The sequence below is a fragment of the Massilia sp. LXY-5 genome (assembly GCF_059801075.1).
The window spans coordinates 621085-646485 of sequence record NZ_JBNNEH010000002.1 but is presented as its reverse complement, the minus strand read 5'-3'; the positions used below and the strand labels follow the sequence as shown (position 1 = coordinate 646485).

General features: G+C 66.1%; 22 protein-coding genes and 1 riboswitch. Of the genes, 12 read left to right on the top strand and 10 right to left on the bottom strand.

Annotation, left to right across the window (positions count from 1 at the left end; translation table 11 throughout):
• The first annotated feature begins 23 nt into the window (after positions 1-23).
• Positions 24-914 (top strand): 50S ribosomal protein L3 N(5)-glutamine methyltransferase, encoded by an 891-nt coding sequence (gene prmB, locus ACI48I_RS06415; RefSeq protein ID WP_193685106.1) that lies wholly within the window; start codon positions 24-26, stop codon positions 912-914.
• Positions 915-931: 17 nt separating this feature from the next.
• The gene (locus ACI48I_RS06410; protein ID WP_193685105.1) at positions 932-2929 is read left to right on the top strand and encodes an ATP-binding cassette domain-containing protein; all 1998 of its coding nucleotides are present in this window, start codon (positions 932-934) and stop codon (positions 2927-2929) included.
• Between the two features lie 54 nt (positions 2930-2983).
• Here the strand turns inward: ACI48I_RS06410 and ACI48I_RS06405 are convergent, their stop codons facing one another.
• The 3 genes from ACI48I_RS06405 to ACI48I_RS06395 form a co-directional block, all read right to left on the bottom strand.
• Entirely contained in the window at positions 2984-3460 is a 477-nt protein-coding gene (locus tag ACI48I_RS06405; protein WP_193685104.1) for a chemotaxis protein CheW, read from the bottom strand.
• Between the two features lie 91 nt (positions 3461-3551).
• Positions 3552-5438, bottom strand: a complete 1887-nt coding sequence (locus ACI48I_RS06400) for a flagellar assembly protein A (protein WP_498573666.1) — start codon at positions 5436-5438, stop codon at positions 3552-3554.
• 210 nt (positions 5439-5648) lie between these two features.
• Positions 5649-6074 carry a hypothetical protein gene (locus tag ACI48I_RS06395; protein WP_193689165.1) on the bottom strand — a complete coding sequence of 142 codons (426 nt, stop codon included), beginning with the start codon at positions 6072-6074 and terminating at the stop codon, positions 5649-5651.
• Between the two features lie 218 nt (positions 6075-6292).
• Here ACI48I_RS06395 and ompR point away from each other — a divergent pair, with 218 nt between their 5' ends.
• The 5 genes from ompR to ACI48I_RS06370 all read left to right on the top strand — a co-directional run bounded on the left by ompR (position 6293) and on the right by ACI48I_RS06370 (position 10332).
• Complete coding sequence (ompR, locus tag ACI48I_RS06390; protein WP_193688995.1) at positions 6293-7054, top strand: osmolarity response regulator transcription factor OmpR; 762 nt, start codon at positions 6293-6295, stop codon at positions 7052-7054.
• A gap of 35 nt (positions 7055-7089) precedes the next feature.
• Positions 7090-8424, top strand: a complete 1335-nt coding sequence (locus ACI48I_RS06385) for a sensor histidine kinase family protein (RefSeq protein WP_193688994.1) — start codon at positions 7090-7092, stop codon at positions 8422-8424.
• Between the two features lie 35 nt (positions 8425-8459).
• Positions 8460-9425, top strand: a complete 966-nt coding sequence (locus tag ACI48I_RS06380) for a threo-3-hydroxy-L-aspartate ammonia-lyase (RefSeq protein WP_498573665.1) — start codon at positions 8460-8462, stop codon at positions 9423-9425.
• On the top strand, positions 9425-9796 hold the full coding sequence (locus tag ACI48I_RS06375) for a RidA family protein (RefSeq protein ID WP_498573664.1): 372 nt from the start codon (positions 9425-9427) through the stop codon (positions 9794-9796). Before ACI48I_RS06380 ends, ACI48I_RS06375 begins: the two co-directional genes overlap by 1 nt.
• 137 nt (positions 9797-9933) lie before the next feature.
• On the top strand, positions 9934-10332 hold the full coding sequence (locus ACI48I_RS06370) for a DUF4124 domain-containing protein (protein ID WP_498573663.1): 399 nt from the start codon (positions 9934-9936) through the stop codon (positions 10330-10332).
• A gap of 41 nt (positions 10333-10373) precedes the next feature.
• Here the strand turns inward: ACI48I_RS06370 and ACI48I_RS06365 are convergent, their stop codons facing one another.
• The 4 genes from ACI48I_RS06365 to ACI48I_RS06350 form a co-directional block, all read right to left on the bottom strand.
• The gene (locus ACI48I_RS06365) at positions 10374-13334 is read right to left on the bottom strand and encodes a putative bifunctional diguanylate cyclase/phosphodiesterase (protein WP_498573662.1); all 2961 of its coding nucleotides are present in this window, start codon (positions 13332-13334) and stop codon (positions 10374-10376) included.
• A gap of 115 nt (positions 13335-13449) precedes the next feature.
• Positions 13450-14247, bottom strand: a complete 798-nt coding sequence (locus ACI48I_RS06360) for an N-acyl amino acid synthase FeeM domain-containing protein (RefSeq protein ID WP_498573661.1) — start codon at positions 14245-14247, stop codon at positions 13450-13452.
• A 162-nt stretch (positions 14248-14409) separates the two neighbouring features.
• Entirely contained in the window at positions 14410-15270 is an 861-nt protein-coding gene (locus ACI48I_RS06355; protein ID WP_498573660.1) for a PhzF family phenazine biosynthesis protein, read from the bottom strand.
• A 123-nt stretch (positions 15271-15393) separates the two neighbouring features.
• Positions 15394-16317, bottom strand: coding sequence for a pirin family protein (locus ACI48I_RS06350; protein ID WP_498573659.1), 924 nt, complete (start codon positions 16315-16317; stop codon positions 15394-15396).
• Positions 16318-16785: 468 nt separating this feature from the next.
• Here ACI48I_RS06350 and mntP point away from each other — a divergent pair, with 468 nt between their 5' ends.
• On the top strand, positions 16786-17361 hold the full coding sequence (mntP, locus tag ACI48I_RS06345) for a manganese efflux pump MntP (protein ID WP_498573658.1): 576 nt from the start codon (positions 16786-16788) through the stop codon (positions 17359-17361).
• Positions 17362-17392: 31 nt separating this feature from the next.
• Here mntP and ACI48I_RS06340 read toward each other — a convergent pair whose 3' ends face one another.
• Both ACI48I_RS06340 and ACI48I_RS06335 read right to left on the bottom strand, forming a co-directional pair.
• The gene (locus tag ACI48I_RS06340; protein WP_498573657.1) at positions 17393-17866 is read right to left on the bottom strand and encodes a VOC family protein; all 474 of its coding nucleotides are present in this window, start codon (positions 17864-17866) and stop codon (positions 17393-17395) included.
• Between the two features lie 121 nt (positions 17867-17987).
• Positions 17988-18890 carry a LysR family transcriptional regulator gene (locus ACI48I_RS06335; protein WP_193685095.1) on the bottom strand — a complete coding sequence of 301 codons (903 nt, stop codon included), beginning with the start codon at positions 18888-18890 and terminating at the stop codon, positions 17988-17990.
• A 98-nt stretch (positions 18891-18988) separates the two neighbouring features.
• On the opposite strand from ACI48I_RS06335, the gene ACI48I_RS06330 reads away from it, so the two are divergent.
• A complete protein-coding gene (locus ACI48I_RS06330; protein ID WP_498573656.1) occupies positions 18989-20200 on the top strand; it encodes an MFS transporter in 1212 nt (403 codons plus the stop codon).
• Between the two features lie 20 nt (positions 20201-20220).
• The gene (gene dkgB / locus ACI48I_RS06325; RefSeq protein ID WP_193685093.1) at positions 20221-21021 is read left to right on the top strand and encodes a 2,5-didehydrogluconate reductase DkgB; all 801 of its coding nucleotides are present in this window, start codon (positions 20221-20223) and stop codon (positions 21019-21021) included.
• Position 21022: 1 nt separating this feature from the next.
• Here dkgB and ACI48I_RS06320 read toward each other — a convergent pair whose 3' ends face one another.
• Positions 21023-21721, bottom strand: coding sequence for a glutathione S-transferase (locus ACI48I_RS06320; protein ID WP_498573655.1), 699 nt, complete (start codon positions 21719-21721; stop codon positions 21023-21025).
• Between the two features lie 278 nt (positions 21722-21999).
• On the opposite strand from ACI48I_RS06320, the gene ACI48I_RS06315 reads away from it, so the two are divergent.
• Positions 22000-22971 carry a DUF535 family protein gene (locus ACI48I_RS06315; RefSeq protein ID WP_193685087.1) on the top strand — a complete coding sequence of 324 codons (972 nt, stop codon included), beginning with the start codon at positions 22000-22002 and terminating at the stop codon, positions 22969-22971.
• 89 nt (positions 22972-23060) lie between these two features.
• Positions 23061-23158: riboswitch (TPP riboswitch) on the top strand.
• Positions 23159-23248: 90 nt separating this feature from the next.
• Entirely contained in the window at positions 23249-25399 is a 2151-nt protein-coding gene (locus ACI48I_RS06310) for a TonB-dependent siderophore receptor (protein WP_193685086.1), read from the top strand.
• Positions 25400-25401 lie beyond the last annotated feature (2 nt).

Below are 25401 nucleotides of genomic sequence, written 5' to 3'. Positions count from 1 at the left end.
CCCAGACCACGGGAGAACATGCCATGACCACGACACCTTTCAGCACCCCGCGCGACCTGCTGCGCTACGCCGTCACCCGCTTCAATGCGGCGAAACTGTTCTTCGGCCACGGCAGCGCCGAAGCCTTCGACGAAGCGGCCTATTTGGTCCTGCACACCCTGAAGCTCCCGCTCGACCGGCTCGACCCTTTCCTCGATGCGAAACTGCTGCCGGAAGAAGTGCTGCAGGTGCTGTCCGTGATCGAGCGCCGCACCGTCGAACGGGTGCCGGCAGCCTACATCACGAATGAAGCCTGGCTCGGGACCTATGCCTTCTATGTCGACGAACGGGTGCTGGTGCCGCGCTCCTTCATCGCCGAACTGATCCCGAATTTCTTCAGCCCGTGGGTGACCAACCCCTATGAAGTCGAAAACGTGCTCGAACTGTGCACCGGTTCCGGCTGCCTGGCGATCATGATGGCCGACGTCTTCCAGAACGCCGTGGTCGACGCGGTCGACATCTCGAAGGATGCCCTCGCTGTCGCCGAACGCAACATCCGCGACTATAAACTCGAAGGTCGCGTCAATCCGATCGAGTCGGATTTGTACGAGAACGTCCCCTTTAAAAAATACGACCTGATCGTCACCAATCCGCCCTACGTGAACGCCGATTCGATGGCCAAGCTGCCGCCGGAATACCTGCGCGAGCCGCAGATCGCCCTGCACGGCGGGCTTGATGGCATGGACCTGGTGCGCAAGATCGTCGCCGGTGCCGCCGAACGCCTGACGCCGGAAGGCATCCTGGTCGTCGAAATCGGCAACGAGGCCGAATACGCCGAAGCCGCCTTCGGCCACCTGGGCCTGACCTGGCTCACCACGAGCGCCGGCGACGAGGCAGTCTTCCTGCTCACCGCCGAGCAACTACAGAACGCATAACACAGTAAAGATTACGAATGATCCGCTTCCTGAACGTCAGCCTGATGCGCGGCACAAAGCCGCTGCTGGAAAACGCCGACCTGACCCTGAACCCCGGCGACAAGATCGGCCTGATCGGCGCCAACGGCGCCGGCAAATCCAGCCTGTTCGCGATGCTGCGCAACGAGCTGCACGCTGATCAGGGCGAGATCGATTTCCCCGCCAGGTGGCGCATGGCCTATGTGGCGCAGGAGACCCCTGCGCTCGACCGTCCCGCGCTCGAATATGCGATCGACGGCGACGTCACGCTGCGCCGCCTGCAGGCCGAACTCGAGGAACTGGAGGCGGCCGAACACACCGAGGAGAACGGCATCGCGATGGGCAATGTGCACGGCGCCCTGATGGATGCCGACGCCTACACCGTGCAGTCGCGCGGCGAGCAGCTGCTGCTGGGCCTGGGTTTTACCCTCGACCAGATGCAGCAGCCGGTGGCCAGCTTCTCCGGCGGCTGGCGCATGCGCCTGAACCTGGCGCAGGCGCTGATGTGCCCTTCCGACCTGCTGCTGCTCGATGAACCGACCAACCACCTGGACCTGGATGCGATCATCTGGCTCGAAGACTGGCTGAAACGCTATCCGGGCACCCTGGTCATCATTTCGCACGATCGCGATTTCCTCGACGAGATCGTCAACGTCGTGGTCCACATCGACGAACGCAAGCTGAAACGCTATTCGGGCAACTACTCCTCCTTCGAGCGCCAGCGCGCCGCCGCGATGGTGCTGGCCGCCAGCGCGATGGAGAAGCAGCAGCGCGCGCGCGCCCACCTCGAATCCTTCATCGACCGCTTCAAGGCGAAAGCCAGCAAGGCGCGCCAGGCCCAGAGCCGCATGAAGCAGCTGGCGAAAATGGAAGAACTGGCGCCGCTGCGCGCGGCCGCCGAATTCTCCTTCGAATTCCGCGAGCCGCTGGCCGCCCCGAATCCGCTGCTGGTCATGGAAAAAGTGGACGCGGGCTACCCGATCCTCGACAGCCATGGCGACAAGGTCGGCGCCAAGACCATCGTCAACCACATCGACTTCTCGCTGCAGATCGGCCAGCGCATCGGCCTCTTGGGTGTGAACGGCGCCGGCAAATCGACGCTCATCAAAACCATCGCGGGCGAACTGGCGCCGCTGACCGGCGAATCGACGCTCGGCAAGGGCCTGTCGATCGGTTATTTCGCCCAGCACCAGGTCGAGATGCTGCGCCACGACGAGTCGCCGCTGTGGCACCTGGCGAAGATCGCGCCGACCGTGCGCGAGCAGGAGCTGCGCAACTTCCTCGGCGGCTTCAACTTCCCCGGCACCATGGTGACCAGCCCGATCCGCCCCTTCTCGGGCGGGGAAAAGGCGCGTCTGGCGCTGGCCCTGATCGTCTGGCAGCGTCCCAATTTGCTGCTGCTCGATGAACCGACCAACCACCTGGACCTGGAGACGCGCGAGGCGCTGACGATGGCGCTGGCGCAGTTCGAAGGCACGCTGGTCGTCGTTTCCCACGATCGCCACCTGCTGCGTGCGACGACCGACGAATTCATCATCGTCGCCAACGGCCGCCTGCAGCCCTTCGACGGCGACCTGGACGACTACAAGGACTGGCTGTTCAAGACCAAGCTGGGTAAAGGCACCGACGTGCTGCCGATCCCGAAAGCGGCAGCCGCTGCAGCGCCTGTGGCGGCGCCCGTGGTGGCCGCGCCGCCGGTGCCCCCGGCCGAGCGCAAGGAGCAGAAGCGCCTCGACGCCGAAGAGCGCCAGCGCGTCGCTGCGCTCAAGAAGCCGCTCGAGAACCGCCTGAAGCGGGTCGAGGAGCAGATGGCCAAGCTGAATGCGAAGAAGGCCGACATCGACGCGCGTCTGCTCGATCCGACGATCTACGACGCGGACAAGAAGGACGCCTTGAAGACCCTGGTGGCCGACCAGGCCTTCTGCGTGCGCGACCTGGGGACGCTGGAGAACGAGTGGCTGGAGTTGCAGGAACAGCTGGAAGGATTGGCGGCGTAATGGTGTAGCGCGGGTAATCGAGGCCGATGACCACGATTACCCCCTTATGGACCGTCACGCCACGTGACGGTCGCTGCTCTTCTTGTCGATCGACATCAGCCGGTCGATATCCACCAGGATCAGCCGGCGTCCTTCGGTGACGCCGAGCCCGATCAGGTAATCGATCGCCCCCCCGTCGGTTCCCGGAATCGGCGAAATCTGGTCGGGATACAGCGTCACCACGTCGGTCACGCCATCGACCACCATCCCCATCACGCAGGTCGACAGTTTCAGGATGATCACGTCGGTGGTCGGTGTCGTCACGACCGGGTGGCCGCAAAAGGCGGCGCGCATGTCGACGATCGGCATGATGACGCCGCGCGAGACGGCGACGCCTTCGACGATGGCGCCGTCGGCGGCGAAGCGCTCGAGCGACCTGATGATGCGCAGTTCCTGCACCTTGCCGAAATCGACCCCGTACTCGAGACCGCCCAGCCGGAAGCTGAGGAACTGGTTGGCTGCTGGATGAAACGCCATGGTGTCTTTATGCATGATGGTTCCTTTCGGTAACAGTCACCATGCTAGGGCCTGGCCCTCCTGCCCTCGTTGAGTGCAGTCAATATTTCCTTACACCATTATTACATCAGGGGAGCGCTGGGGCCGCGCCACCCCAGGCGTAGCTGCCGGAGGCCGCGGCGTGCAGCGGCGTGCCCTCATTGCCGCGCAGGCGAGACTTGATCTCGCGCGCCGGCAAGTCGTAGAAACAGGCGCCGTCCGGGTCGAAAGCCAGCTGGCGCACCTGGGTGTCTCCCTGGAGCAGGCGGAGCTTCACTTCGCTGCCCGCGGCGCGTTCAATACGCTGGGCGGTGAAGCGCTCGAGCAGCGCCTTTCCTTCGGCGTGCTCGGCCTCGACTGCCTTGCGCGCGGCCGACACGTCGCCGATCTTCTGCAGCTCGGGACCGACCGCCTGGCCCATCTGCTTGAACTGCTGGGCTTGCGCCGGGGTCAGGCTCATTTCGCCGCTGCGCACGCGTCCGGCGATCTCCAGGTATTTGCGCACCTCGGGCTGGGCGCACAGGTGGGACAGCTCGAGCTTGTGGCGCGTGGCGGCGGCGTCGAATTGCGCCAGGCGCGCGCCGATCTGCTCCAGCATGTCGTCGATGCGGCCGCACTCGGCGCACAGCACATACACCAGCATCTCGCTTTCGCGCCAGGGCGCCGTGCTGTCGATGCTGATGCGGCGCGCGGCCAGTGCGCAGCCTTCGGCATTGCCGATCGAGATCTCGTCGGCCATGATCTCGCAATTGATCGCATGCTCGATGCGCACCCGGGTGCCGGAGATGACGCAGTTCTCGGCGCGCTGCAGCGTCACGGTGCCGGCGCTTGCCTGCAGGATCGCGTTCGCGGTGACACCGTCGACCTGGATGTCGCCGTGCTTGTTGTGGACGCTGCCACCGACCAGGGTGGCGCGCAGGCGCACCATGCCGCCGCGCGAATGGATGTCGCCGTACACGTTGCCGTGCACGGTGATGCCGTTGCCCTCGATGACGCGCTTTTCCTGCACGTCGCCGAATTCCTCGTAGTCGCCGGTGAGCTGCAGGTTGCCGGTGGTCCTGGCGCTGACGCCGTCGCGGCTGACGATCTTGTCGCCGACGGCGATCCGGCGCGTCTTCGGGTCGACGTTCAGGAAACCGGTACGCACGGCGACCAGGAATTCCCCGGCCGCGCTCTTCTCGATGCTGGTGCCCTCGCCCGCGTAGGTCGAAAACTCGAGGTCGCGCGGGGCCGCCGGTTCGATGCGGATGCCCGACAGTTCGAAACCGGGCTTGCCGACCTTGCTCGGCAGCTTTTGCAGCAGGCGCGTGCCACCCTGCACCTGCGGGAAGCGGTTCTGGAAGCACATCAGGTCGAGCTTGCCGTTCGAGAGCTGGCGCGGGGCGTCGCTGCGGTGGATGTCGTCCGAGACCTCGACCACGGTCGCGTCCAGGCCCGCCTCCGGCTCGAGGCGGCGCGCCACCACGACCCGTCCCAGGCCGGGATTGGCGATTCCCGCGCGCACGCCAACGATGTCGATGCCGAAGCGGATGCCCTTGATCCACATGTCGGCCACGAATTCGTCGAAGTCGAGGCTGGTCTGGATTTCCCCTTCTCCGCCCGGCCCGGCCAGGAACACCGGCTCGAAGCAATACTCGGCCTCGCCGCCGGCGATCCTTACCGAGCGGTACAGGCTGCGGCGCTGGGCGTTAAAGGGAACGATGTCGCTCGCGATGCGCACGACGGGCCGGCCATCGGGTCCGGTGGGGAGCGCCGGGCCGCTGTCGTAGATCGCCTTGATCAGTACCGGATAATCGATGCCGGAGAGCACGCTGCCCGAGCGCAGGATGCTGTCGACGGCGGCCAGCACGGTGGTGCCGAGCACGGCCGGGTCGGCATAGATGCCGTCTGGGCGGCGCTGGATGCAATGTTCGGGGCCGGTCGAATCGAACCGGGCAGCCGGTGCGGCGGGAGGTGCAACAGCGGTATCGGACACGTGCGTGCTCCAGGTGATTGAGCGGCCCCTTGACGATGCTTCAAGGTGCGCAAGGTAGGAGCGTATCATGTTGTCACGAATAAATAAATAATCGTTAACAACAATTCTCACCGATTCTCATCAACACGGCCTGGCGTAACACGTGCAGCGCCTGTTCCATGAAAAAAGCCGGGTTGAGCCCGGCTTTCGTTTCGATCACACCCGTGCGGCTCAGCGCCGCTGCGCGTTCGGATAGATGTCCATTCCCGCTTCGTTGATCTGGCGCCGCAGGTCGCGCCGCTCGTCCGGCGTCAGGCGTCCGGCGCGGCGGCCGCCTTCGCGGTTACCCTCTCCCTGCGCCTGGACAGGCTGGCGGCGCTGCTCTTCGTAGGCGCGCTGCTGCTCGCGCACCTGATCGTACATGCGCTGCTCGCGCGGCTGTTCGACTTGCTGGGGCGCCGGTGCCGGGACCCGATCGACGCGGGCCGATGGCGGCGGCGGCAATTGGGCGTCATCGCGCCGGCCATGGTATTGTGCCTGTGCCGCACCGACGCCGGCACAGACGAGCACGCACAGGGCCACACCTTGGCGCGCCAGGCGGGCGAGCCGGCCCTTGGCCTGGGCTGCTGCGTTGGTTTTGTCGAGCGCGTTTGTCATGGTGTTCCTCTTCCGTGGTGCTGGATAAACGGATAAGCTGTGTTGCATTGGTTCCCAGTGTATGTGGAACGAGGATCCGGGATAAGACTGATTGGGTAAAGTTTGTAACACAATGTAATGCCCTGTCTGTAATTCCCAAAATCGGCGCGGACAGAAGTTACCATAGCGATATGAATCTGACAAACTAACAGCATATGAATTCAGCCTCCAACACGAATATGGGCAACGCCTCCGGTACCGCCACGACGGCCACGAATGGCGGCCACAGCGCCAAGATCATGGTCGTCGACGACGACGTGCGCCTGCGCGACCTGCTACGGCGCTACCTGACGGAACAAGGCTTCCAGGTCGTCACGGCCGAAAGCGCGCCGGCGATGAACAAGCTCTGGCTGCGCGAGCGCTACGACCTGCTGGTGCTGGACCTGATGCTGCCCGGCGAGGACGGCCTGTCGATCTGCCGCCGCCTGCGCGGCGCCGGCGACCAGACGCCGATCATCATGCTGACCGCCAAGGGCGAAGACGTGGACCGCATCGTCGGCCTCGAGATGGGCGCCGACGATTACCTGCCCAAGCCTTTCAATCCGCGCGAACTGGTGGCCCGCATCGGCGCCGTGCTGCGCCGCAAGGGTCCGGACGAAATCCCGGGTGCGCCCTCGGAGACGCCGCAGACCTTCGAATTCGGCCAGTTCGTGCTCGATCTCGGCACCCGCACGCTCAAGAAAAACGGCGAGACGGTGCCGCTGACCACCGGCGAGTTCTCGGTGCTGAAGGTGTTTGCGCGCCATGCGCGCCAGCCGCTCTCGCGCGAGAAGCTGATGGAACTGGCCAGGGGCCGCGAATACGAAGTCTTCGACCGTTCGCTCGACGTCCAGATCTCGCGCCTGCGCAAGCTGATCGAACCCGATCCTTCGAGCCCGCTGTACATCCAGACCGTCTGGGGCCTGGGCTACGTGTTCATCCCTGAAGGACAGCCGCGCTAGTGCTCGCATCGATTCCGTCTCCACGCCCGGGCCGCATGAACTGGATGCGCAGCGGGCTGTTCTGGCGCACCTTCTTCCTGCTCTCCCTGCTCACGACGCTGTCGATGGGCTCCTGGATCGGCATGCTCAACGTGTTCCAGCGCGGCCCGCAGGTGCAGCAGACGGCCGAACTGGTGGTCTCGGTGGTCACCATCACCAAGGCGGCGCTGACCCATTCGGCGCCCGACCTGCGGCGCGAACTGCTGCTCGAACTGGTGTCGAACGAAGGCATCCGCATCTTCGCGCTGGAAGACACCGACAAGGTCGATCCGCCGCCGTCGAACGCCCTGATGCCCGAGATCGCCGCCGCCGTGCGCGAAAAACTCGGCCCGCAGACCCGCTTCTCCAGCCGCGTGAACGGCGTGCCGGGCTTCTACATCAGCTTCAACATCGAGGACGACGAATACTGGCTGATGCTGGAACGCGAACGCATCGCGGGCCTGACGCGGGTGCAGTGGTTCGGCTGGGCCAGCGTGGTGGGCATCATGTCGCTGCTGGGCGCTGCCTTCATCTCGAGCCTGATCAACCTGCCGCTGGCGCGCCTGACGGCCGCGGCGCGCGTGATCGCCAAGGGCGAGCGCCCCGCGCCGCTGCCCGAGAAAGGCTCGCGCGAGATCATCGAGGCCAACCGCAGCTTCAACCAGATGGTCGAAGACCTGGCGCAGGTCGAAAAGGACCGCGCCGTGATTTTGGCCGGCATCTCGCACGACCTGCGCACGCCGCTGGCGCGCATGCAGCTCGAACTCGAGATGGCGAGCCTGTCGACGGATGCGCGCGAAGGCATGCAGTCGGACATCGCCCAGATGGACGCGATCATCGGCCAGTTCCTCGACTACGCCAAGCCGACCGAAGCCTCCAGCTTCGTGCCGGTGGAAGTCTCGCACCTGCTGGCCGACTGCGCCCAGCATGCGACCCGCCTGCCCGGCATGCGCGTATCGACCGACATCGAAGACGACGTGCAGGTGCTCGGCAACGAGATCGACCTGCGCCGCGTGATCAACAACGTCGTCGAGAACGCGCGCCGCTACGGCCGCACCCCGGGCGAGGAATTCACGCAGCTCGATTTCGCCTGCCACGTGCGCACCACGGCCCAGGGCCGGCGCGCGGTCGTCGAGATCGCGGACCACGGCCCCGGCGTGCCGGACGACCAGATCAACCAGCTGCTGAAACCCTTCACGCGCCTGGATACGGCGCGCGGCCAGGCGAACGGCGCGGGCCTGGGCCTGGCGATTGTCGAACGCGTCGTCAGCCGCCACAATGCGGAGCTGACGGTACGCAACCGCGAAGGCGGCGGGCTGCTGGTGCAACTGGCGCTGCCCCTCGCCTCCTGATCATTCTCCCGCTCTTTATTCCCATGACCGAATCCATGCTCCAATACAGCGACGTCGAACAGGCCGCCGCGCGCCTCGCAGGCGCCGCCCACCGCACGCCGGTACTGACCTCGACCACCGCCGACGCCCGCACGGGCGCCAGGCTGTTCTTCAAGTGCGAGAACTACCAGCGCATGGGCGCCTTCAAATTCCGCGGCGCCTTCAATGCCATCGCGCGCTTCACGGACGCCCAGCGCGCGGCCGGCGTGCTGACCTTCTCGTCGGGGAACCACGCGCAGGCGATCGCCCTGTCGGCGCGCCTGGCCGGCATCCGCGCCACCATCATCATGCCGAACGACGCGCCGGCCCTGAAGGTCCAGGCGACGAAGGAATACGGCGGCGAAGTGATCTTCTACGACCGCTACACGGAAAACCGCGAAGAGATCGCGAACCGCCTGGCAGCCGAGCGCGGCATGACCCTGATTCCGCCCTACGACCATCCGGACGTGATCTGCGGCCAGGGCACGGCGGCCAGGGAACTGTTCGAAGACGTTGGGCCGCTCGACATCCTGCTGGTGCCGCTCGGCGGCGGCGGGCTGCTGGCCGGCAGCGCACTGGCGGCGAGCGGCTTGTCTCCCGATTGCAAGGTGATCGGCGTCGAGCCGGAAGCGGGCAACGACGGCCAGCAGTCCTTGCGCAAAGGCGAAATCGTCCACATCGGCGTGCCGAAGACGATCGCCGACGGCGCCATGGTGACCCATGTGGGCGAGCACAATTTCGAGGTGATCCGGCGCCGCGTCGACGACATCGTGACGGTGACCGATGCGCAGCTGGTCGAGACCATGAAATTCTTCGCCGAACGGATGAAGATGGTCGTCGAACCGACCGGTTGCCTGGGCGCGGCGGCGGCCCTGTGCGGCGTGGTGCCGGTGGCGGGCAAGCGCGTCGGCGTGCTGATCAGCGGCGGCAACGTCGACCTGTCGCGCTTTGGCGAGCTGGTGACGCGCGAGCTGGTAGCCTGATGGAATTCATCCAGTCGGCCGAACTGCCGCCGCCCGCCGGACACTATTCGCAGGCGGTGGCGGCCGGCGGCCTGGTCTTCCTGTCGGGCATCCTCCCGGCCCGGGATACCGTCGCCCAGGATGCCTTCTTCGAGGTGCAGTGCGATTCGGTCTTCGCGCAATGCGAGCAGGTCCTGCGCGCGGCCGGCTGCAGCTTCAACGACGTCGTGCAATGCACGGCCTACCTGGCGGGCGTCGATCACTGGCCTGCCTTCAACAACATCTACGCGCGCGTGTTCGGCGAGCACAAACCCGCACGCGCGGTGGTGCCGGTCCCTGGCCTGCACTACGGTTATCTGGTCGAGATCCAGCTCGTTGCCCAGCGCCCCTGAGCCAATGTCGCCCGCCATCTACCGCTGAGCGAGCTCATGCGTGGTTTTTTTGACAATATCCGCGCACCGTGCAGCACCTAACAGAGTAAGGCAGTCTCGACTGGGACAATGGGTCCATCATATCGATGGAGGACGCCATGAAACGCCTGGCCTCTCAGCTGACCCTGGTTTTTACGGCAATCGCCGCCGCTCCTGCCGCACTGGCGGGTTCCGAGATTCTGAAATGCGTCGATGCCGGCGGTCATGTGACGCTGACCGACCAGCCTTGCGAAGGCGGCTCCCAGGCAACGCGCCTGGTCAGCGTCGCAGGTAGCGAGAGCACGCAGCCCGCCGCCGACGCCCGTTCGCCGGCCGTGCAGCGCTACGAGGCGCCGCACGCCCTGCAGCGCCAGCAGGCCTGGCGCCCGCGCGTGGCCGAGGCCAGGACCGACCGCCCGCTGGCGCGCGACGTCGCCACGCTCAAGGCAGCGCGTGCCCAATTGCTGGTGATTGATGCCGACCGTCACGCCCGTCCGACCCTGGCGACGATCCAGTAGGCCTGGTGGGCACGGGTGCCCACCGAACCGCGCCCCAGGAATCAATGCAGCTTCATGATCCCATGCAGATCCAGCGCGGCGCCGCGCCCCAGCGTCGGCAACATCTCGATCAGTTCCGGATCCTGGATGAAGCTGGCCGACGAGGCGGCGGTCAGCATGCGCTCCGGCGGCTGCGAGCGCGCCACGGCCCAGCCCTGTACATAGTCGACGCCGATCTCGGCCAGGGTCTGCACGGTGGCGGCATCCTCGGCCCACTCGGCGATCGTCTTCATGCCCAGATTCACCGCCAGGCTGACGATGGCCTCGACGATCGCCACGTTCGCCGGGTGCGCATTGATGTTGACGACGAACTGGCCGTCGATCTTCAGCACGTCGGCCGGGAGTTCCTTCAGGTAGGAGAAGGAGGTGTAGCCGGCGCCGAAGTCGTCGAGCGCCACTTTCACGCCGAAATTGCGCACCTGGTCGATGAAGCGGCGCGTGTTGTCGAGGTCGTGCAAGGCGACGCTCTCGGTGATTTCCATGCACAGGCGGCTGGCCACGTGCACGTGGCGGGCCAGGATCTCCAGCGTATCGGCCACGAAGCGCTCGTCATTGAGCGACGCGCCCGACAAATTCATGCAGACGAACCGGGTATGCGGCAGGCGCGAGATGTTTTCGGCGATCCAGCCCAGGGTCGTGGTCAGCACCCAGCGGTCGATCACGCTGGCGCGTCCGCACTTCTCGGCCGCGCCGATCAGCGGGCCGGCCGGCAGCACGCGGCCGTCGAGCCCGCGCATGCGCAGCAGCACCTCGAAATTCAGCGACTCGCCCGGATTCTTCAGCGACATGATCGGCTGCATTTCCAGGAACAGGCCGTCGGTCGCGTTCGGCCCCTGCAGGCGCGCCACGAGGTTCAGCTCGGCTTCGCGCTCGTGGAAGGCGGCGGCATTGCGTTCGTACACGACCAGGCCGTCGCTTGATTCCTTGGCCGAGCGGCAGGCGCGGTCGGCGGCGGAGATGGCATCCTTCATCGGCATCCCGTTCGACACTTCGATCAAGCCGACCGAACCGCGCACGTGGAAGGCCTTGTCGCCGACCCGGTATGGCGTGCCGCCGATACGGTCGACAATGCCGCGGCAGATCAGCGAGGCCAGCGGGATGGCCGTGTCCGGCATGACGATGACGAATTCGTCGCCGCCGACGCGGCCGATCTGCTGGCCGCCGGCCAGCATCATCGCCATGCGCTCGCAGACTTGTTTCAGCACTTCGTCGCCGGCGCCATGGCCGAACAGGTCGTTGATCAGTTTAAAACGGTCGAGGTCGATGTAGGCGATCGCCATCGGCTTGCCCGCCGCCAGCGAGGTGGCCGCGCCCTCGAACATCTTCTCGATGCCACGCCGGTTGAAGACCTTGGTCAGCGGATCGTTGTTGGCCATGAAGCGCAATTGCTCGGTGGCCTTGTGCTTCTCGGTGACGTCCTGCAGCACGCCTTCGATGCGTCCGCGCGCCAGGGTAGCGCTGACCAGGAAGCGACGGCTGCCGTCGCGGTTGGCGATCTCGAGCTCGGCATCGCTGCGGCCATGCACCTGCTCATGGAGCTCCATCCAGACGTTTTCGCTGAAGAAATGGCGCCAGGCGGTACGGCCGAGCTCGAAACTGTCCGCGCCCAGCATCTTGCGCAGCGCCGGATTGGCACTCTGGAAGTGGCCGTACATATCCAGGGTGAACAGGCCGACCGGCATCGCCTCGTAGGCATGCTCCAGCTTTTGCTGGGCTTCCTCGCGCTTTTCCGTTTCCGCGCGCATCTGCTCGGCCACCGCGAGCGCGGCCAGCAGGCTCGAGGCCAGGGCCGCCGTCACGCTGTTGATCACGCCGATGACTTCGTGCATGCCGAGCGCCGCCGAGACGATCTCGGCCAGCGAGGCGACGAAGGTCAGCGCGAACGAGGCGGCGAACCAGGACGCGACCCGGTTGCGCGATTCGACGATCACCTTGAACAGGCCCACCGTCATCATCGACAGGCAGCAGGCGCAAATCACCCACAGCATCGGTAAATAGACGCGGTAAGGAACCAGCACGGCCGCCGCCAGCATCGGCAGGCACAGCCACTGCATGACGCGCATCGGGGCCGCATAGCGCAAGTCTTCCAGGCTTTCGCGCAGCAGGGTCTGGTACAGGGTGAGCGTCGCGATGCCGTACAGCGTGATCGTCACCGAGCGCGAGGTCAACAGCCAGTCGGCGGGAATGCTCTGCCCCAGCCACTGGATGTCCCAGCCGGCCGAGAGCGCGCCGATGCGCAGGTTCAGGATCAGCCAGCCCGAGAACAGCACATACAAAGGCTGGCGGTTGATCAGCGCGGTCAGCAGTACGAACAGGGCCAGCACGATCATGCCGCCGTCGAGCAGCCCCGACTTGCGGTGATATTGCTCGACCGACAAGGCGAATTGTTCGGATGGCCATTGCGCCACGCTCAAACGGGCGGGACCGGCGAAGGTGCCGCTACACAAAACTTGCGACGGCAGGCGCGCCATGCGCAGCGCGAAGCCGGCTTTGACCGGATCGATCGCGCCGGTCGCATGGCTGCGGCTGGCCTCGCCCAGGGGGCGGAGGGTTGTGGCGTCCCAGCAACGGATCGACAGCGCGTGGCGCGAGGGGAATTCGATGACGTCCTGTTCGACCGAGGCCGACATCGGCGAAAAACTGAACCAGACCGGACGCTCGCTGAGCTTGGTGTCGAAGCCGGGCACGGGCGGCTGGGTGCCGATCTGCGCCAGGATCGCCGCCGGGCTCGGGCCCGGGACGGCGGCCGGCTCGGCTTCGCCTCGCTGCTGCAGCACGCGTAGCGGCAGCCCGGCAGGCTCGGTCACGTTGTACTGGTTATGCCAGAACAACAGGGCGATCACGGAAAACAGGCCGATGCCGATCGGTATCAGGTAATACGCGAATACGCGCAGCACCCGCTCCATGGCCAGGTTGGCCATGAGGGAAACTGGACTGCGTGTCGGGTCGGAGGATTTGGGCATGGGCAATATCACAAGCAACTCAAAAACTGCGGTGGAAGCTTCCGCAGTCTGATCAAGCGCAAGGATACAGCTTTAGCGTGATGCCGTCATGCAATATCGCTGATGAGCTCGAAGCTCAGGCGAATGCCAGGCCCTGGTGGCCCGCGCCGGCGACTGCTGCCGGGGCACGTTGCGGGAAGCGCACGCGGGTCAGGCGCGGCTCGACCTTCGGGCCGACGTCGATGTCCGGATGCTGGGTATCGAAGAAGAACTTGTACAGCGGATGGCGTGCCGCGGCCCAGCGCGCCTCGAAGGTCTCGATCTCGAAGGCCATCACGCGGTGCTCGATGTTGCCGACGTGCGCCAGCGGAATCGCGCCCTGCCCCGGGAACACGTCCGAGAACAGCAGCTGCTCATACTGGCGCGCCACGGTCGGGCGGCCGGTGGCGACCGACCACTCGATATCGTTTTGCTGGCAATACTTGAAGCAGGCCTTGATCAGTGCCATCTTGACCATGCGGCCGGTGCGGCCTTCGTCGATGCCGAGGCGGGTTGCCTCGACCAGGCGGCGGCCCTGCAGCCAGTCCGGCAGCTCGACCGATTCTTCCACCCCCAGCGGACGGAACAGGTTGGTGCGGATGCGCGTGCTGCCCATCGGCGAGCCGTCCAGCTTGGACTCGGCCAGCAGGACGATGGTGTCGCTTTCGTAGTCGGCCGCTTCCGGCAGCGCCAGGGTGCGTGCAAACTCCGGTACGTGGCGTGCGTAGGCGGCGTGGCGGATGCGCACTGCCTTCAGCAGATCATCCTCGGTTTCGACGCGGCGAATCGTGAACGGCAGGCGCTCGATCGCTGGCTGCGTGCCCTGTTGACCACCGAAAGGGCGGATCGCATCAGCGTTTCCTTGGGCGGTTGGGTTGGCTTGGCACAGCTCCATGATCGATAACTCCTTGAATGTTGGGGGAAAACACTTGACTTGTGACAATTATCAATCTTTGGAGAAATATCTAACTGTTGAGCAAGCGGGCTTTTCCCCCTTAATTCAAATTTCATAACAATTAAGAGTCAGTACAACAAGCCACAGGCCGTCTTGTCGTACTTACATGCGCTGCAAGGACCTGGCCGTGCCCGAGACCCGGATCGATCCGCCCGCCTCCGCTCCGATCTCGGCGCGCAGGCGCGAGCGCATGCCCATGTCTTCGCCCTGCACGATGTCGATGGCGCCGCCATGCGGCCAGTCGAGGTCGCGCAGGTAGCCCGCCAGTGCCGCGGTGCCGGCGCCGGTGGCCGGGTCCTCGTAGACGCCGCCGGAGGCAAATGGATTGCGCGTATGGAAAAGCGTGGTGCTTTCCGCGAACACCAGCACGACGGTGACGATGCCGAGTTCGCGCATGAACTGCCGCCCCGCGTCGAGCTCGTAGCGCATGGCCGCCAGCAGCGCGCGGCTGCGCAGCGCCAGCACCAGGTGTCCTGCCCCGCCATGGGCCAGGGCCGGCGGGATGCGCGGATCGAGGTCCTCGGGCTGGTACCCGAACAGGGCCAGCGCGCGCGCGACGACCGCCTCGGGAGCGGGTGCGCTGCGGGTCGGCGGCGACTGCAGCGCGGCCGAGGTCAGCACGGTGCCGCCGGGCTGGATGCTGCGCCGGCCCTCGACCGTGATGGCGGCATCGTTCAGCGCCAGCGGATAGACGCCGTCGCCATGGCTGGCGGCCAGCGCGGCGCCGAGCGCGATGGTGGCGTGCCCGCAGAACGGCACCTCGGATTCGGGAGAAAAATAGCGCACCCGCCAGCCATCGCCGAGCGGCGCGGCGAAGGCGGTCTCCGAGTAGCCGATTTCGTGGGCGATGCGCTGCATCGTGGAGTCGGGCGGCAGGGCGTCGCCGATCCAGACCCCGGCCGGGTTGCCGCCCTGCTGGCCGTCGGAAAAGGCGGCGATGCGCTGGACGTCGGCGGCGTTCATGCTGCCACCTTCGCGTCTGGCTGGTCGATCAGGTTGAGAATCCGGCGCACGGCTTGCTCCTTTGATATGGATGAGCCCTGGATCATAGCGCGCCGGTTCCAGTCTTGCTGGAGGGGACTTATTTCAAGGATAACGTACGGGCTTACCCTGTGACTCCGGCAATGGGATGAATTCGGTTTCGCCCGGCACCTGGGGAAAGGCGCCGGCCTTCCAGTCGCGCTTGGCCTGTTCGATGCGGTCCTCGGAACTGGCGACGAAATTCCAGGACAGGAAGCGCGGCCCATCCATCGGCTCGCCGCCGAGCAGCATGATGCGTGTCGGCCCTGGCCCCGGAGCGCCCAGCATCACTTCGGCACCGGGCTTGAGCACGACCAGCTGGCCGGGCTCGAACACGCCGTCGCGTCCCAGGTCGAGGCGGCCTTCGACAATATAGATCGCCTGTTCCGGGTATTCCGGCGGCATCGCGATGCGCGCCCCGGCTTTCAGCCTGACGTCGACATAGAACATGTCCGACAAGGTGCCGACCGGCGCGCGCCGGCCCCAGAAGCTGCCGGCCACGACGCGCGCTTCGACGCCCTCCGCTTCGATGAAGGGCAAGGCGCCGGCTTCGATGTGGGCAAAGGCGGGATCGGTTTCCTCGTGTTTCGAGGGCAGCGCCACCCAGCATTGCAGGCCGAACAAATTCGACCGCCCCTGGCGCAGCAGGCTGTCGGTGCGCTCCGAGTGGACGATGCCGCGCCCGGCCGTCATCCAGTTCACTTCACCGGGCCGGATCGCCTGCACGCTGCCGAGGCTGTCGCGGTGCAGGATCTCGCCGTCGAACAGATAGGTGACGGTGGCGAGACAGACGTGCGGATGGGGCCGCACGTCGAGGCCGCGCCCGGGCTCGAACACGTGCGGGCCCATCTGGTCGAGGAAGACGAAGGGTCCCACCATGCGCCGCTGGCGGCTGGGCAGGGCGCGCCGTACCTGAAAGCCGTCGCCCAGGTCGTGCGTGGGCGGCACGATCACGATGTCGAGTGCCGAGGGGTCGTCGTGGTGGTCCAAATTGTTCTCCTGAAATGGATTCGGTGCCGCCGGCTGCCAGCTGTCGAAAGCGCCGCGGCGGTCATGCTGCGGTCCAGTCTACGTGGCGATGCAATCTTGTGCAAATGCTCACGTGTGCGTGCATGGACCCTAATTGCTGAGCTTTTCCATCCGGCCTCGGTTACAATACCGCCATCCATTGGGGAGTAGCCTGCTTCCGCCACGTCAGTGCGCAGGAAGTTCCCGTATCAACATACTCGGCGCTTATTTATACCTTGCGCGCCGTGGTACGGGCAGCCGCTCGAGCGTGTGAAAAAATCGTCAGGGCAAGGCGCATTGTCGAAGACAGTACGTAAGTACGGCGAGACGATGCAACGCAGCCATGGCGATTTTTTCACACGCTCTTCGGTTGGCAAGACCTTTGGCATGTCCGCGTGCGTGTTCGGGCCGCGCGGGCCTGCCTCTGCGTTCGCCCGACGGAAAGACCCCATGAATTTCGTAGCTACCGCCTCCCTCGCCCTCGCCATGTCCACCGACGCTTTCGCCGCCGCCGTGGGCAAGGGCGCGGCATTGCAACGTCCGCACCTGCGCGAGGCCCTGCGCACCGGCGCCATCTTCGGCGTCATCGAAGGCCTCACGCCCCTGCTCGGCTGGGTGCTCGGCAACGCTGCTGCCCCCTATGTCGAAGCCTGGGACCACTGGATCGCTTTCGTGCTGCTGGGCGCGCTCGGCCTGCGCATGATCCATGAGGGCTGGGGCGAACCCGAGCTGGAAGAAGAAAAGCCGAACAGCCACTCCTTCCTGCGCCTGGCCGTCACCGGCGTGGCGACCAGCATCGACGCCCTGATCGTCGGCGCCGGCCTGGCCTTCATCGACGCCAACATCTTCGTGGTCGCCGCCGCGATCGGCTGCGCCACCTTTATCATGGTCACGCTTGGCGTGATGCTGGGGCGCGGTCTGGGCGCCCTGGTCGGCAAGCGCGCCGAGATCGTCGGCGGCGTGGTGCTGATCGTGATCGGCAGCCTGATCCTGTACGAGCACCTGCACGCGGCGGGCACGGTCTGACTGTGAGCTCAGGCGCGCCCGCAAAAACCGCTCAGGCGCAGTCGGTCCCCATCGCCTTCATCGCCTCTTCCATTTCCGCGGGCGACACGTCGCGGATATGCGTGGCCATCGACCAGCGGTGGCCGAAAGGATCGTCGAGCTGGCCGTAGCGGTCGCCCCAGAACATGTCGGCCAGTTCCATGCGCACGGTGGCGCCGGCCGCCCTGGCGCTGTTCCAGATCTCGTCCACATTCGGCACCGACAGGTGGATCGTCACCGGGCTGCCCTTCAGGCTCAGCGGGCTGTGGGAACCGTAGTCCGGGAATTCGTCGGCCAGGAACAGGGGCGAGTCGCCGATACGCAGCTGGGCATGGCCGATTTTCCCGTCCGGCATCGGCGAGCGCATGACTTCGATGGCGCCGAAAGCCTTCTTGTAGAACTCGATTGCCTCTGCACAATTGGCGCAGACGAGATGGGGGGTGACCGTGTGCATGCCCTCTTCGACCGGTTTGACCTCGGAATTCATGGCGCTGTTCCTTTCAGGATGGATGGATAGTCATGGGTTTTTATACAGTGCTGCCGTATGAGCGTAGCGCCAGTTGGAAGTTCGTGCAATGAGAATCCATGCTGCGCTGCGCCAGGCCGCATCAGGACCGGCCGCCCAGCACCGCTTCCAGTTCGCGCGCCAGGAAATCGACCAGCGCCGCCACGCGCGGCGCCAGCGCACCCTGTTTGTAGAAGACGGCCCAGACCGGCTGCGACCATGCCAGGGTCGCTTCCTCCAGTACCGGGACCAGCCGCCCCGCGGCCTGGTCGGCGCGCGTCAGGAACTCCGACAGCGCGGCGATTCCTGCGCCGGCGAGCGCCAGGTGGCGCACCGTCTCGCCGCTCGATGCGGTGATGCCTGGGGCGATCGTATAGCCCTCGGCTCCCGCGTGCGCCAGCGGCCAGGTGTTCAGGGTCGCCGGCTTCGAAAAGCCCAGCAGGCGGTGGCGCGCCAGTTCCGCCACGCTGCCGGGCCTGCCATACCGTTCCAGATAAGCGGGGGCGGCCAGCACCTGCACCCGGCTGCTGCCGAGACGGCGGGCGTTCAAGGTCGAGTCCGGCAAGGTGCCGATGCGAATCGCCATATCGGCGCGCTCCTCGATCAGGTCGACCACCGTCTCCCCGCTCGTCAGCTCCAGCTGCACCAGCGGATAGGCGTCGAGAAAGGCCGGCACCAGCGGCGCCAGCAGATGGTCGAGCGTGGGCGTGGCCGCGTTCACGCGCACCAGGCCCGAGGGCTGGGAGCGGCGCGCGGCCGCCTCGGCCTCGGTACTGGCCAGGTCGGCCAGCAGGGTGCGCGTCCGCTCCAGAAACCAGGCGCCCTCGTCGGTGAGCTGCAGGCGGCGCGTGGTCCGGTGCAGCAAGGTCAGGCCGAGATGCTTTTCCAGGCGCGCGATCGTGCGCGAGACGCCCGAGGGCGTCTGGTCGAGGCGGACGGCGGCGCCGGAAAACGACCCCGTATCCATGACGGCGGCAAATGCAATCAGGGCGTCTACGTCGATCATTATTGACTCCCAAGCAAAAGTATATTGTACGGCAAGGGATTTTTCTCCGGCGGCGACTCCTTCAGACTGCGTGCCTGTCCCCCATTTCTGGAGAAATCATGCCACTCGCCCTGTGGGCGCTTACCCTGAGCGCCTTTGCCATCGGCACCACCGAATTCGTCATCGTCGGGCTGATTCCCGACGTGGCCGCCAGCCTCGGCGTGTCCGTCCCTTCCGCCGGCCTGCTGGTGAGCATGTATGCGCTCGGCGTTGCCGTCGGCGCGCCGCTGCTGACCGCCCTCACCGCCCGCGTCCCCCGCAAGAAGTTATTGATCGGCCTGATGCTGCTGTTCACCGCCGGCAACCTGGTCGCCTCGATCGCGCCCGGCTACGGCGCCCTGATGGCCGCGCGCGTGCTGACCGGCCTCGCGCACGGCGTGTTCTTCTCGATCGGCTCGACCATCGCCACCAGTCTGGTGCCGAAGGAAAAGGCGGCCAGCGCGATCGCCCTGATGTTTACGGGCTTGACCGTTGCCCTGGTCACCGGCGTGCCGCTGGGAACCTGGATCGGGCAGCAATTCGGCTGGCAGTCGACCTTCCTGGCGGTCGCCGCGCTGGGCATCGTCGCGATGATCGGCAGCGCGCTGCTGGTTCCCGCCAACATCGCCGGCGCCAAGCCGGCCAGTCTCGGCAGCCAGTTCGCCGTCCTGAAACAGCCGCGCCTGCTGCTCGTGTATGCGATCACCACGCTCGGCTATGGCGGTACATTCATCGCCTTCACCTATCTCGCGCCGATCCTGCAGGACGTGGCCGGCTTTGCACCGGGCAGCGTCAGCCTGGTGATGCTGGTCTATGGCGTGTCGGTGGCGGCCGGGAATATCTGGGGCGGACGCCTGGCCGACCGGAAGGGCCCGGTGCGCGCATTGCAGATCGTGTTCGCGCTGCTGGCCGCCGTACTCGCCGTCCTGAGCTTTACCGCGCCGCATCCGGTGCTGGTCGTGGCCACCGTGCTGGCCTGGGGCGCGGTCGCCTTCGGCAACGTGCCGGCCCTGCAGCTGTATGTCGTACAGCGCGCCGAGCGCGACGTGCCGCATGCGGTGGACATGGCCTCGGGCCTGAACATCGCCGCCTTCAACCTCGGCATCGCGCTGGGCGCTTGGGGCGGCGGCATGGCCATCAAGCACCTCGGCCTGATGGCGACGCCGCCGATCGGCGCCCTGGTCGTGGTCGGCGCGCTGGCACTGACCACGCTGGCGGGCCGGCTCGACCGGCGCGACTCGTCCGATGCCGGCCGCACGCAGGCCGCCGCCAAGGAAGCGGAACTCGTTTAATTTCTGAAAAAGGATCCATCATGCACATGCCCCTCATCGGCGCCGGCACCTTCCGCCTGCAAGGCCAGGCCGCCATCGACAGCGTCGCCAACGCCCTCGACCTCGGCTACCGCCACATCGACACCGCCCAGATCTACGGCAACGAGGCTGAAGTCGGCCAGGCCCTGGCGGAGAGCGGCGTGCCGCGCGGCGAGGTCTTCGTCACCACCAAGATCTGGACCGAACACCTGGCCGGCGACGCCCTGATCCCCAGCCTGAAGGAAAGCCTGCGCAAGCTGCGCCTCGAACGGCTCGACCTCACCCTGGTCCACTGGCCGTCCCCAAGCCGCGCGGTGCCGGTGGCCGAATCGATGGCGGCGCTGCTCGCAGCGCGGGACCTGGGCCTGACGCGCGCGATCGGCGTCTCGAACTTCACGATCCCGCTGGTGAAGGAAGCGATCGATGCAGTCGGGGCGGCGAACATCGCCACCAACCAGGTCGAACTTCATCCTTACCTGCAGAACCGCACGGTGGCCGCCTTCGCCCGCGAACACGGCATTCCCCTGACGGCCTACATGCCGCTCGCCTATGGCAAGGTACTCGCCGACCCGGTCATCGGCAGGATCGCGGCGCGCCGGAACGCGACAGCCGCCCAGGTCACGCTGGCCTGGCTGCTGGCGCGGGGCTACACGGTCATCCCGTCCTCGACCCGGCGCGAGAATTTGGCGAGCAACCTGGCGGCGCGCGCACTGGTGCTGGGAACGGAGGACCTGGCCGCCATCGACGCACTCGATCGTGGCGAGCGTCTGGTCAGCCCGGACTTCGCGCCGGATTGGGATTGATTCAACTGTCGAGTTCCGGATAGCGCCGGAAAATCCCGTCGTCGTTGAACGGAATCCGGCGCGGCGAACGCAGATAAGCGGCGATGCGCGGACGCGCCGTAACGCGCCGCCGCAGCGCCTCCAGGTTCGGATGCTGCGCCAGCGCGCGGGCAGTCGCTTGCGGGAATGCGTAGGCCAGCCCTTCCAGCACCTGGAACAGCGAGAGGTCGGCATAGGTGAGCTCAGGACCGAGCAGGTAATCCTTCTCGCCGAGGACGCGGCTGAAATAGTCGAAGAATTTCGGGATGCGCGCCGACGTGAAATCCTGCGCGCGGCGCAGCGCTTCCTCCTTCTGGTCCTCGTAGTACAAACCGCTGCCGACCGGATGGTGCGTGTCGTGGGCCTCGGCGACCAGGTCGGCGATCGTCAGCTGCAACTGATGCGTCCACAGGCGCCCCGCCGGCTCCCGCGGCGCCAGGCCGTGGCGCTCGCCCAGATACAGCAGGATCGCCGCCGTCTGGCCGATCGTCATGCCGTCGGCACGCAGGAATGGCGGCGCGAAACTGGGCGTCGGGCCTTCCTTCAGCGCTGCCATCAGCGCGTCCGTGCCGCCCGGCCCGCGCGCCACGTCTTCGTAATCCTCTCCCGCTTCCTCGAGCGCCAGCCGGACGAATTCGCCCCGTCCCTGGATGCCGGGCCAATAGAACAGTTCGTATGCCATCGCGTCCTCCTCTGCCTGGGAAAGGCAGTATGGAGCAGAATTTGGCGAGGCAGCGCGCGCGCCGTGCTAATCTTGCAATTGGGAATGTAGATTTTCGACAAGAAAAGCAGACTTGGGAACAGGACACGATGCTGACGATGCGTACGCAAGACGGGGAAGAGCCTGTCCAAAATATTGCTACAGAGAATTTGTTTCCATTGAGCAATCTCACCGCTGGACCCGGCAGGCTGGGACACCATGAAGCTGTCCGCAACCCGCCGTCTACCACGGAGCGTTCCATGATCTTCGCTCACCTGACTCGTTATTGGCTGGCCCGCCGCAGCGCGCTGTCCTTCTCGTCCTGGCTGCTGACGGTACTGCGCAGCGCCCGCGTTCTGCGCTACTACCGGGCCCACGCCGCGCTGTGCCGGCTCGACGTCTACCGCAACCACGTGATGCGCGCGCCGAACGACGACCCCTTTCACCACCTGAGCCACCGCGGCTACCTGCTGCGGGGTCTGAGCGCACGCCAGCGCGTGCAATGCGTGCTGTCGCACTACCGCTTCGAAGAGGCGACCTTCGACGCGGCCTACAAGGCGGCCGTGTATGCCGAGGGCGGCCTGACCCTGTGGCAGCACGGCGTCGGCGAACACGCCTTCCTGATCCGGCTCGAGATGGCCTCGCGCATGAATGCCGAGGGCGACCTGACGATCGCGCTGATCGCCGACGGCAAGGTGCTGCACCGCCTGTCCTTTTCGTGGATCGACGCTGCGATCGCCGGCGTGCCGGCAGCGGCCGGGCCTTCGCTCGTACCTTTCATCGCGCGCAACCAGGGCCGCTGGACCGACTCGGGCGAGGCCTTCGACGCCTTCGAGACCGGCTTCCCGAACAATTCGCCGAGCTTCTTCTGCTTCGCGGCGATGCAGGGCCTGGCGCAGGCGGTCGGCCTGGAGCAGGTCCTGGCCGTGAAGGCCACCTCGCATATCGCCTGGGATCCGGAGGAGGTCAAGCAGTTCGTGAATGCCTATGACGGCTTCTGGAAGATCCTGGGCGGCGTCGAACTGCCCGGCAGGGCCTGGCTGGTCGCCCTGCCCTTCTACCTGAAACCGCTGGCCGACATGCCCTCGAAGCACCGCAAGCGTGCCGCCCAGCGCCGCGAATACTGGCGCGCCATCGGCGAGAGCACGCGCGCGACGCTGCAGCGCCACCTGCTGCATGCGCGCTCGCATCACGAGCATGCGGCGCCGTTGCGGGAGACGGTGGGGGTGTAGGCAAGCCACAAACCCTGGGGCGGACCCGCCCGGCCACCGAACTGGCCATTGGCAGAACCACCACGCTTTTCGCCACCCGTGTTACACTGCTGCCTCGCTAGGGGTCCTGGAACGTTGTTCCGGGTGAGAGATACCCTTCGTACCTGATCTGGATAATGCCAGCGAAGGAAAGCGCGCCAAGCAGTTCACACCTTGTTTGCCCTTCCCCCACGTTGGCTCCGGCTTTTCCAAAAAAGCAGTGCGCCCTCCAATGTGGCGCGCGAAAGCGAGCAAACCAATGAAACCCGTCTTCAAGCATTCCCTCCTCGCCTGTGCCCTCGCGCAGGTATTCGCCGTCCAGGCGCAAACCGCGGAACCGGCGCCGGTCGCCTCGGTGCTGGTCACCGGCAGCAAACCCGCCGCCGACCGCGCCGCCATCGGCAGCTTCGCCGACCTGCCGCTGATGGACGTCCCGGCCTCGGTGGTCGCCATCGACCGCAGCCAGATGCAGGCCCTGTCGATCCGCTCCGCCAGCGAAGCCGTGCAATACGACGCCTCGGTCGGCGACGCCTACAACGCGGTCGGCTATGCCGAGCAGTTCTCGGTGCGCGGCTTCAAGCTGAACACCAATTCGGGCTACCGCAAGGACGGCATCGCCATCCCCGGCGACACCCAGATCCCGCTCGAGAACAAGGAGCGTGTCGAGCTGCTCAAGGGCGTGGCCGGCCTGCAGGCTGGCCTGGCCGCGCCGGGCGGCGTGATCAACTTCGTGACCAAGCGCCCGACCGACACGCCGCTGCGTTCGGTCACGGTGGAAGCGCGCGAGCGCGGCACCCTCCACGCAGAAGCGGACATCGGCGGGCGTTTCGACGACAAGCGCTTCGGCTACCGCATCAATGCCGCCGCCGACCGCCTGCGCTCCTACGTGCGCGGCGCCGACGGCGAGCGCCAGTTCGCCTCCGGCGCTTTCGACTGGCAGATCACGCCGGACGCCCTGCTGCAGCTGGACATGGACTTCCAGCACAAGGAGCAAATCACCGCGCCCGGCTACCAGCTGACCCGCGGCACCGACCTGCCGGCGAACGTGTCGCCGAAGCTGCTCCTCAATGCCCAGCCCTGGACCAGGCCGGTCGACACCGACAGCGCCAACTTCGGCCTGCGCTTCGCCTACCGCCTGAACGCCGACTGGAACGCCACGGTCAGCGCCAACAAGCACTGGTTCAAACGCGATGACTTCACCGCTTTCCCCTACGGCTGCAGCAACGAGGGCGATGGCTACTATCCGGGCTACTGCGCCAACGGCGACTACGACGTCTACGATTACCGGAGCGTGGGCGAGCGCAAGACGCCGTTCGGCGTGCAGGCCCAGTTGCAGGGACACCTGAATACGGGCGCCCTGCGGCACCTGCTGACGATCGGCACCAGCTACGCCGAGCGCCACAACAGCGGGCGCGACTATTTCTACAACGAGCTCAATCACCCGTATTTCTACGAGTACGCCGGCTACAGCAACATTCACCAGCCGCTGGTCACCGATCCGGCGCCTGGCGATCCGATCCTCAGCCCGCGCTACGAGCGCTTCCGCGACCGCGAACGCGCCGTCTATGCGCAGGATATCGTCACCCTGTCGCCGGAACTCAGCGTGCATGCCGGCCTGCGCTACGTGAAGATCGACAGCGCCCAGCGCTTGCAGGCGGACCTGCCATGGGCGAACGACAAGGCGTCGTTCGCGCTGCCGAACGTCTCGCTGGTGTACAGCCCGGCCAGGAACTGGAATGTCTACGGCACCCTCGCCCACGGCCTGGAATCGGGCGGCGTGGCGCCGATGGAAACGACGAACGCGAACCAGGACCTTGGACCAAACCGTTCGAAGCAGCTCGAGTTCGGCGTGAAGGGCATCGCGGGCGAAGGCGTGTCGGTCAGCGCCGCCGTCTTCCAGATCACCTCCGGACTGGAATATACCGATGCGACCAACACTTTTGTGCGTAACGGCCAGCGCAATCACCGCGGCCTGGAGCTGTCGGCCCAGCGCGCCTCGAACGGCCTGGCCTACGGCGCCTCGCTGCTGGCCCTGCGCGCACGCCAGGAAGACACGGGCGACGCCACCCTCGACGGCAAGCGCGTGACCAACGTGCCCGACCTGAAGACGACCGTCTGGGCCGAGTATGCGCTGGCAAGCGTCCCCGGACTGAAAGTGAACGGCCAGTGGCAATACGCAGGCAAGAAGACCTTCGATCCGGCCAACACGATCGATGTGCCGGGCTATCACGTGTTCGGCCTCGGCGCGGCCTATGGCATGAAGATGGGCACGACGAACGTCACCCTGCGCGCGCGCGTCGACAACCTGTTCGACAAGTTCTACTGGCGCGACGTCACCCAGGACCTGGGAGGCTACCTGTTCCCGGGCGCACCGCGGACCTTCCGCCTGTCGGCGCAGGTCGATTTCTGAAG

Coding starts and splice junctions, on each gene's coding strand:
- prmB (WP_193685106.1), top strand. CDS start 24: ATGACCACGACACCTTTCAGCACCCCGCGCGACCTGCTGCGCTACGCC.
- ACI48I_RS06410 (WP_193685105.1), top strand. CDS start 932: ATGATCCGCTTCCTGAACGTCAGCCTGATGCGCGGCACAAAGCCGCTG.
- ACI48I_RS06405 (WP_193685104.1), bottom strand. CDS start 3,460: ATGCATAAAGACACCATGGCGTTTCATCCAGCAGCCAACCAGTTCCTC.
- ACI48I_RS06395 (WP_193689165.1), bottom strand. CDS start 6,074: ATGACAAACGCGCTCGACAAAACCAACGCAGCAGCCCAGGCCAAGGGC.
- ompR (WP_193688995.1), top strand. CDS start 6,293: ATGGGCAACGCCTCCGGTACCGCCACGACGGCCACGAATGGCGGCCAC.
- ACI48I_RS06385 (WP_193688994.1), top strand. CDS start 7,090: ATGAACTGGATGCGCAGCGGGCTGTTCTGGCGCACCTTCTTCCTGCTC.
- ACI48I_RS06380 (WP_498573665.1), top strand. CDS start 8,460: ATGCTCCAATACAGCGACGTCGAACAGGCCGCCGCGCGCCTCGCAGGC.
- ACI48I_RS06375 (WP_498573664.1), top strand. CDS start 9,425: ATGGAATTCATCCAGTCGGCCGAACTGCCGCCGCCCGCCGGACACTAT.
- ACI48I_RS06370 (WP_498573663.1), top strand. CDS start 9,934: ATGAAACGCCTGGCCTCTCAGCTGACCCTGGTTTTTACGGCAATCGCC.
- ACI48I_RS06365 (WP_498573662.1), bottom strand. CDS start 13,334: ATGCCCAAATCCTCCGACCCGACACGCAGTCCAGTTTCCCTCATGGCC.
- ACI48I_RS06360 (WP_498573661.1), bottom strand. CDS start 14,247: ATGGAGCTGTGCCAAGCCAACCCAACCGCCCAAGGAAACGCTGATGCG.
- ACI48I_RS06355 (WP_498573660.1), bottom strand. CDS start 15,270: ATGAACGCCGCCGACGTCCAGCGCATCGCCGCCTTTTCCGACGGCCAG.
- mntP (WP_498573658.1), top strand. CDS start 16,786: ATGAATTTCGTAGCTACCGCCTCCCTCGCCCTCGCCATGTCCACCGAC.
- ACI48I_RS06340 (WP_498573657.1), bottom strand. CDS start 17,866: ATGAATTCCGAGGTCAAACCGGTCGAAGAGGGCATGCACACGGTCACC.
- ACI48I_RS06335 (WP_193685095.1), bottom strand. CDS start 18,890: ATGATCGACGTAGACGCCCTGATTGCATTTGCCGCCGTCATGGATACG.
- ACI48I_RS06330 (WP_498573656.1), top strand. CDS start 18,989: ATGCCACTCGCCCTGTGGGCGCTTACCCTGAGCGCCTTTGCCATCGGC.
- dkgB (WP_193685093.1), top strand. CDS start 20,221: ATGCACATGCCCCTCATCGGCGCCGGCACCTTCCGCCTGCAAGGCCAG.
- ACI48I_RS06320 (WP_498573655.1), bottom strand. CDS start 21,721: ATGGCATACGAACTGTTCTATTGGCCCGGCATCCAGGGACGGGGCGAA.
- ACI48I_RS06315 (WP_193685087.1), top strand. CDS start 22,000: ATGATCTTCGCTCACCTGACTCGTTATTGGCTGGCCCGCCGCAGCGCG.
- ACI48I_RS06310 (WP_193685086.1), top strand. CDS start 23,249: ATGAAACCCGTCTTCAAGCATTCCCTCCTCGCCTGTGCCCTCGCGCAG.